The sequence below is a fragment of the Microcoleus sp. C2D2 genome (genome assembly GCF_036702495.1).
Classification (GTDB): domain Bacteria; phylum Cyanobacteriota; class Cyanobacteriia; order Cyanobacteriales; family Microcoleaceae; genus Microcoleus.
Map to the genome: position 1 here is coordinate 60,783 of NZ_JAUBTO010000028.1, position 6,919 is coordinate 67,701.

Genomic DNA, 6,919 nt, shown 5'->3' on the forward strand with positions numbered 1-6,919 from the left:
TACTTAAATATGTCAGAATTCACACATAGCTATGCCCTAATTATTGGTATTAATGACTACAACAACGGCATCTCTTCACTCAAAACTGCTGTTAGTGATGCGACAGGAATCGCCCGTCTCCTCGAAACCGAGCATCATTACACAGTTACTCTGCTTCTGAATCAAGAAGCTAACCTCAGCCAACTTCGGCAGATATTAGAGATAGAATTACCGAAACAAATTCAAGCGGGCGATCGCTTTCTCTTCTACTTCGCTGGACATGGGATTGCCCTCAACGGTGAGGATGGCCCGGAAGGCTATCTGATTCCTCAAAACGCTAAGTTGGGCAATGTTAGCACTTACCTGCCGATGTCAGAGGTGAATAAAGCCTTGCTTCAGCTTCCCTGCCGTCACTTTTTAGGTATTCTCGACTGTTGTTTTGCGGGTGCTTTTCGCTGGTCAAGCCTACGCAAAGCGATTCCTGTTGAACTGGGTATACTCCACAAAGAACGCTACGATCGCTTCATTCAAGACCCCGCATGGCAAGTCCTCACTTCGGCTGCCTACGATCAATCTGCATGGGATGCCTTTGACCTGAAAGACGATCGCGGACAAATAGGAAGCCATTCACCGTTTGCCTGTGCGTTGATTGAAGCACTTGAAGGTAAAGCCGATGCCTTTCCACCAGCCGAACCCGGTAAGCCAGCCGGGGATGGTGTAATTACGGCATCTGAACTCTATCTATATATGCGCGATCGTGTTGAAATTGCCACAGAAGCACGTGCCATCCGCCAGACGCCAGGGATTCATCCCCTCAACAAACACGATAAAGGCGAGTACATTTTCCTGACACCAGGACACGCCCTGAATCTACCTCCCGCCCCACCATTGGATGTTTCCAAAAATCCCTATCGGGGCTTGTCACCCTTTGAAGAGGAACACAACAAACTGTTTTTCGGTAGAACTGAACTGGTAAAAAAATTACAGAATTTTGTCAAAACTAATCCCCTAACAGTGGTTTTGGGTGCTTCTGGTGCGGGTAAATCTAGTTTGGTGAAGGCAGGATTAATTCCCGAACTACGGAAAGAAAAAACTGAAAAATGGTATTTTATGCCACCCATCCGTCCTGGTAAGACTCCCTTGCAAGCTTTAAATAATGCTTTGAAACAAATTCAATTACCAGAGGTAGAGCCACAAAATCCACAGCATAACCTGGTAATGAGCATTGATGTTTGGGCGAAACAACTCCCCAATTATAAGTTATTACTGTTTATTGACCAAAGCGAAGAAATTATTACACTTTGTCAAAACGAGGATGAGCGCAAGGAATTTTTCCAACAAATACTTACAGCAATTGATGCCCATGGGGATAAATTACGAATAGTGTTAAGCCTACGTTCTGACTTTGAACCCCAAGTCCGCGATGCTGGCTTAAAGTTTTTTCCCACAGTCATTAAAAAAGAAGTGGGAAACACTGACACTGAGCTTAAAAAGCGTTGGCTCAAGGGACGATTTATTGTACCAGCGATGACACGATCGGAACTACGCCAAGCAATTGAAAAGCCCGCTGAAGCACGGGTAATGTATTTTCACCCCTACGATTTAGTAGAACAATTAATTAATGAAGTGGCGGATATGCCGGGAGCATTGCCTCTGCTTTCCTTTGTCCTGAGCGAACTTTATCTCAAGTATTTAAAGCGACAACGGGATGCAGAAAACGGAGGGATCACCATTGACCGGGCCCTGACTCAAGAAGATTATCAAGCTTTGGGAGGAGTAATCCTATCGCTGACTCAAAGAGCTGATGAGGAATATCAGGCGTTAGTTCAAGAAAATCCAGCTTATAGCCAAGTTATCCGTCATGTAATGCTGCGGATGGTAGCCCTGGGTGGAGGCGAGCTAGCGCGTAGACAAGTCCCGTTATCGGAATTGGAATATCCGCCAGATAAAAATAGTTTAGTTAATGAAGTAATTGAGCATTTTAGCACAGCCAGGTTGTTAGTGAAAGGGCAAGATACAGAGGGGAATCCCTACGTGGAACCAGCCCATGATGCTTTGGTGCGGGGATGGGAAAGGTTGCTGAAGTGGAAGCAAGAGGAACAAGAAAGCTTACTGCTGCAACGACGGCTAACTCCCGCAGCGAGGGAGTGGGATAGCCTTAAAAATAAGGACAAAGAACAGCCAAAAGGGATTCTAGACAGGGCTGATCCTGTTTTGGATTGGTTAGATCGACGACTCTTGACTATCGAAAACTTAGTGAATAAAATTCCTGCTCAGTTTGCTCGACTATTACGCCGCGCTCAAAATCAGCAAGCGCAATCGAGAGAGAAACCCGTACAGTTTTTGTGGAATGCGAATCCTTATCTCGACGTATTGGATAAAGAACTCAATTCCGATGACAACTGGTTAAACCAGGTAGAAGCTGATTTTGTGCAGGAAAGTGTTTTGCAAAAACGCCAGAATATTAGTTGGCGGTGGCGCAGTGCGATTGTGGTAATTCTGGTTTTAAGCGGGTTGATTCTCTGGGCCTTAGCGAATCTTAGGCAATCAACGATAAACCAAATGCTGACTAATACTGAGTCCGCAGATGGTAACTTGCGCTCAAATCAACTGATTTTAGATGCTTTGGTCGATAGTTTGTCGGCTGGAAAATCCCTTAAAACTAACTTGCTGTTAAAAGTACCCCCACCAAAAGAAGGCGAACAAATTCAAGTTATTAGAACCTTAAGAAAGGCAACTTATACAGTCCGAGAATATTACAAAAAAGCAGGGTTTCCCAGTGGGGTTCAAAGTATTTTTTGGGAAAAAGAGGGTAGGCTACTGGTAGTTAGTACTGAAAATGATGGTACTGTCCGAGTATGGGACAAACAAGCTAAAAAGTTAGCTGAGTTACCAGGAAATCAATACACAGTTACAGAGGTAATTTTTAGTCCAAATGGTAGCCAACTCGCTATTGGCACAAACAAGGGTTCTATCCTGTTTTGGGATTGGGAAAATCAACAACAGGCAGCAGTATTACAAACAAATCAATGTAAGAAGGGAAACAACATCTCTAGTTCTGATTCATGTCAGATTAAAAGTCTCAGTTTTAATCCGGATGGCAGTCAAATTGTTAGCGTTGGAGATAAAGGTATTGCCCATTGGTGGAATTTATCTAACAACCAATCCCAAGAATTCCAAGTACCTCAGAACAAACAAGTACCTCACAACAAAATCGTAACTGCTGGTTTCCAGCCCAAGCGATACCAGAAAATCCAAGTACCTCAGAACAAACAAGTACCTCACAACAAAATCGTAACTGCTGGTTTCCAGCCCAATGGTGAATTATTATTTGTTGCTACAACTCTGGATGGTACAACTGTCAGCGTGTTTAACTCATCTTTTCGAGAGTTAAGTAAAACCTCGCAGTTTCCAGTAAGCGTCGATCGAGTAATACTGAGTCCCAATGGTAAGGATATAGGAATTATCTACGGACAAGCTAGAAGCACCAGGGGTAGTGAAAGTTATTTGTGGGATTGGCGGCAACCAAATAACGCGCAAGAAGGGCGGACAAAGTTGTTGGGTCGGAACGACGATATTAGTTTTAGCCCAGATGGTAAAAAACTTGCTGCTACAGGATTCAATGACGGTACTATACGCTTGCAGGACTTGGACACAGGCACAATTAGTGAACTCAAAGGACATAAAGGTCAAATCGCGAGTTTAAATTTTCGCTCAGATGCTAAAGTCCTTGCTACTGCCAGTGCTGATGGGACTCTCCGTCTTTGGGATTTGGAACAACAACAGCTAAGTCAATCACAAAAACTTCCACACAAAGTTAAGAGTCTCTCATTTAGCCGAGATGGTAAGCTGATAGCAAGTCAAGCAGTAGATGGAACTGTCCGCTTGTTAGATTTATCCGGGAAGCTAGTGCAGCAGTTTAACAAGCGATACCCTGTCTTTAATAGCTTGAGTTTTAGTCCTAATGACAAGCAACTGGCAACCCTAAGCAACGAAGGAACTGTGGGTATATTAGATTTTGCGAGTCAGCAGTACAGAGAATTTACTGGAAAATATGATGGTAGTAACCTGAGTTTTAGTCCTAATGGTAACCAACTAGCAGTTACGGGAAATGACAATAATAATAACAGAGTTTATTTGTTGGATGTATCTTCAGGTAAGCCAAATGATAAGTCGTTTCCTTATGAGGAAACCATGATGATTACCAATGTGATTTGGAAATCAGACGACCAAATCCTGTTAGCTGGTGTACAACAATTAAGTAGAGCCTACAAAAGTATCGTATTGTTGGATGTAAAGTCGGGAATACAACTACAGACTATTTCCGAAAATTTTGGAGCAGGTGAATTTTCCGATATCAGTTCTAACAATGATGGTAGTTTAGCTGCCCTTGTCAAAGAAGACGGTACTTTCAGCTTGTGGTATTTGGATGGAACCAAGATAGGAGAATTTAAAGACCCTGACCTCAAAATCAAAAGCGTCATTTTGAGCCCCGACAGTAGTATGCTGGCTACCATTGGCGAGGACGGCACTACCAAATTATGGGAAATTGGTAACTTAGATAAATTACTTACCAAAGGTTGCGATCGCGTGCGTGACTATCTGAAGAATAACTCTAATGTTAACGAGAGCGATCGCCACCTATGCGACGATGTGCCAAAGTAGTTGGAAAAGATAAAAGTTTTTAACGCCGTACCAACTATTCGTCAAATATGCGTAGATAAGTGCGATCGCCTCTGAAAATTCTGGGTACAAAAGTGCGATCGCCCGACAAAACCTCTGAGTACAGAAGTGCGATCGCCTCACAGAGTTTTTATGATTGTCCTGGACGCACGGGTGGTCAGAAACCGGGTTTTTTGCGAGAAGACGCCCTGCCGCGCGCACACGGGCGTAAAAAACCCGGTTTCGAGGAGTCGGAGTGCGTCCAGGACTGTATTACTAATCTTTGTAAATAACTCAGCTTGCAGGTTTTACTAAACTTTTTTCCCAAGTCTCGCAAATTGCATTAGCACCTGTCTTTGCAATCTTTTTAATGATTAGAGTTGCTAGGAGAGTTGCAACAGCAGGAGCCAACCCAACTCCACTGACTAAAACAGGAGCCAACATCCCAGCCGCTTTGGTATAGTTCTGATTTATTGTTTCATCTAAAATCTTCCGAGTCTCTGCATCGTCTCCTCCGAGGGGTTTGCACATCAGCTCGTAAGTTAAGGGGTTGACGCGATCGAAAAGCTGGCGACCAGCATCTAGAAATCTTGGATCGATCGATGCTCTAGCCGCAACGTTCACATCAATAGATTCCCAGGAAGTTAGGTCTACCCCTCTTGCGACACCTCCAGCAACATCATCTCCTATAGCTTCAGCACGAGCGCCTAGCTGAGCTTCCAATACATCATCATCCAGCTCCCACAAACTTGCCACAATAGCTTCAACTTCTGTCATTGCTAGTTATCTCCCGGCTTTAGTTAACAAGAGTGTTACTGATTATTCTGGGGATATAAAAAAATCTCCCGAAACCCATCAAGGTAGTTTAACCAAAATATAGTGATATTTCAAAAATCTCAACTATTCTTATCATTTTTTGATTGAGCGATTATCTCTCGGGAGATGAGCCGTGTTCGCGACTAATATCATTCCGGCACAGCCGGAATGATATTACTTAACAAAAGAAGCCGGGGGTAGCGCGCGAGATCGTTTTAGGTTTAATTAGAACGACCTACTTAATTACTAACCTCAGCCATTTCAATGACGCGGCCGTCGTAATCCTTGACCAAAAAATTCAGCGGCTTTTCCCGGCGAATTTTATACTTAATGCCGCGAGTTTGTACCCTCATCAATAGCTGATCCAGACATTCGCGATCGAAACAAACGTGACGCTGGCGATTTTTTTCCCCTGCACCGGCCCCGCTAATGATGTGCAGTTGGGTATTTTTCATCAACTGATACCACAAACCCTCGGGATCCCCCATCGTTTGAGAACTCGTTGCCCTCCCGACATTCGGCGACAAATACAGCGGATCGATACCAGTTGTCCCCAAACTTTGCTCGTAATTGTAGTAGTAGTGCAGCGGCACTTCTGCTACGGGCAGGTTTAGCATACCTTCATAGAACTCCCTCGCTTGCCCGAGATCGGATACCATCACCGTGTGTACCTTCGGAGCACTGGTGAGAAACATCCACATCGCCCCCGCATAGGCGGCCAGCAGCATCACCATAATCCCTTGAGTCGAAAACAAGCTGTCCAGGGGCAGGGATGGCAAGAAAGAACTCAGGTGCAAAGGGTGAAGTGCAAGAGCCATAATACTAACTACTAAACTCATGAATCATAAGAAAGGGTAAACAACGAAATTTATCAAGATTGCAGTCGCGATCGCCCGCGAGACTTAAACTATTAGCTTAGCCATCTATGTTAGCAAAAGCTAGCCGTTAGGCCCTACCCGATGAAAGTCTTTGTCTACGGCACTCTCAAACCCGGGGAGTGCAACTACCTCCGCTACTGCGAAGGAAAAGTTGTGGATGCTTACCCCGCGATCGCCCGCGGTCAACTTTTTGCGCTGCCGATCGGCTATCCTGCGATGATTGCCGGAGATGGCACAGTCTGCGGTTTTCTCCTCTGTTTCGCTTCCTCGGCTATTTTGGACGATTTAGACCGACTTGAAGACTATCATCCCCTGCGGGAACCGACACAAAACGAATATCAGCGGCAGTCCATCGAAATCTTCGATCGACACCTCAAACCTTTAAGCACCGCTTGGGCATACTTCATGTTACCCGATCGCGTCCGTTCCCTAGGAGGCATCTGCCTGCCCCACGGCACGTGGGAAAATAGGTTTTCAACACATAAAATCCTTAATGCCGATGAGCTTAGGATCGCGAATTAAATAACTTACAATTTTAATTGTTATTGTGGGATGGGCGTCCCGCCCGTCCAAAAAAGACGGGC

General features: G+C 44.7%; 5 protein-coding genes. 3 read left to right on the forward strand and 2 right to left on the reverse strand.

What is annotated here, in order from left to right:
• Positions 1 to 9 precede the first annotated feature (9 nt).
• Positions 10 to 4,644 (forward strand): nSTAND1 domain-containing NTPase, encoded by a 4,635-nt coding sequence (locus QUB61_RS12050; RefSeq protein WP_333123958.1) that lies wholly within the window; start codon positions 10 to 12, stop codon positions 4,642 to 4,644.
• Between the two features lie 59 nt (positions 4,645 to 4,703).
• Positions 4,704 to 4,934: a hypothetical protein gene (locus QUB61_RS12055; protein ID WP_333123955.1), complete on the forward strand. Its 231-nt coding sequence runs from the start codon at positions 4,704 to 4,706 to the stop codon at positions 4,932 to 4,934.
• Position 4,935: 1 nt separating this feature from the next.
• Here the strand turns inward: QUB61_RS12055 and QUB61_RS12060 are convergent, their stop codons facing one another.
• On the reverse strand, positions 4,936 to 5,418 hold the full coding sequence (locus tag QUB61_RS12060) for a hypothetical protein (protein WP_333123953.1): 483 nt from the start codon (positions 5,416 to 5,418) through the stop codon (positions 4,936 to 4,938).
• A gap of 278 nt (positions 5,419 to 5,696) precedes the next feature.
• Complete coding sequence (locus QUB61_RS12065) at positions 5,697 to 6,296, reverse strand: glyoxalase-like domain protein (RefSeq protein WP_333123951.1); 600 nt, start codon at positions 6,294 to 6,296, stop codon at positions 5,697 to 5,699.
• 120 nt (positions 6,297 to 6,416) lie between these two features.
• Between QUB61_RS12065 and QUB61_RS12070 the strand changes: the two genes are divergently transcribed.
• Positions 6,417 to 6,857: a gamma-glutamylcyclotransferase gene (locus QUB61_RS12070; protein WP_333123949.1), complete on the forward strand. Its 441-nt coding sequence runs from the start codon at positions 6,417 to 6,419 to the stop codon at positions 6,855 to 6,857.
• Positions 6,858 to 6,919: the final 62 nt, after the last annotated feature.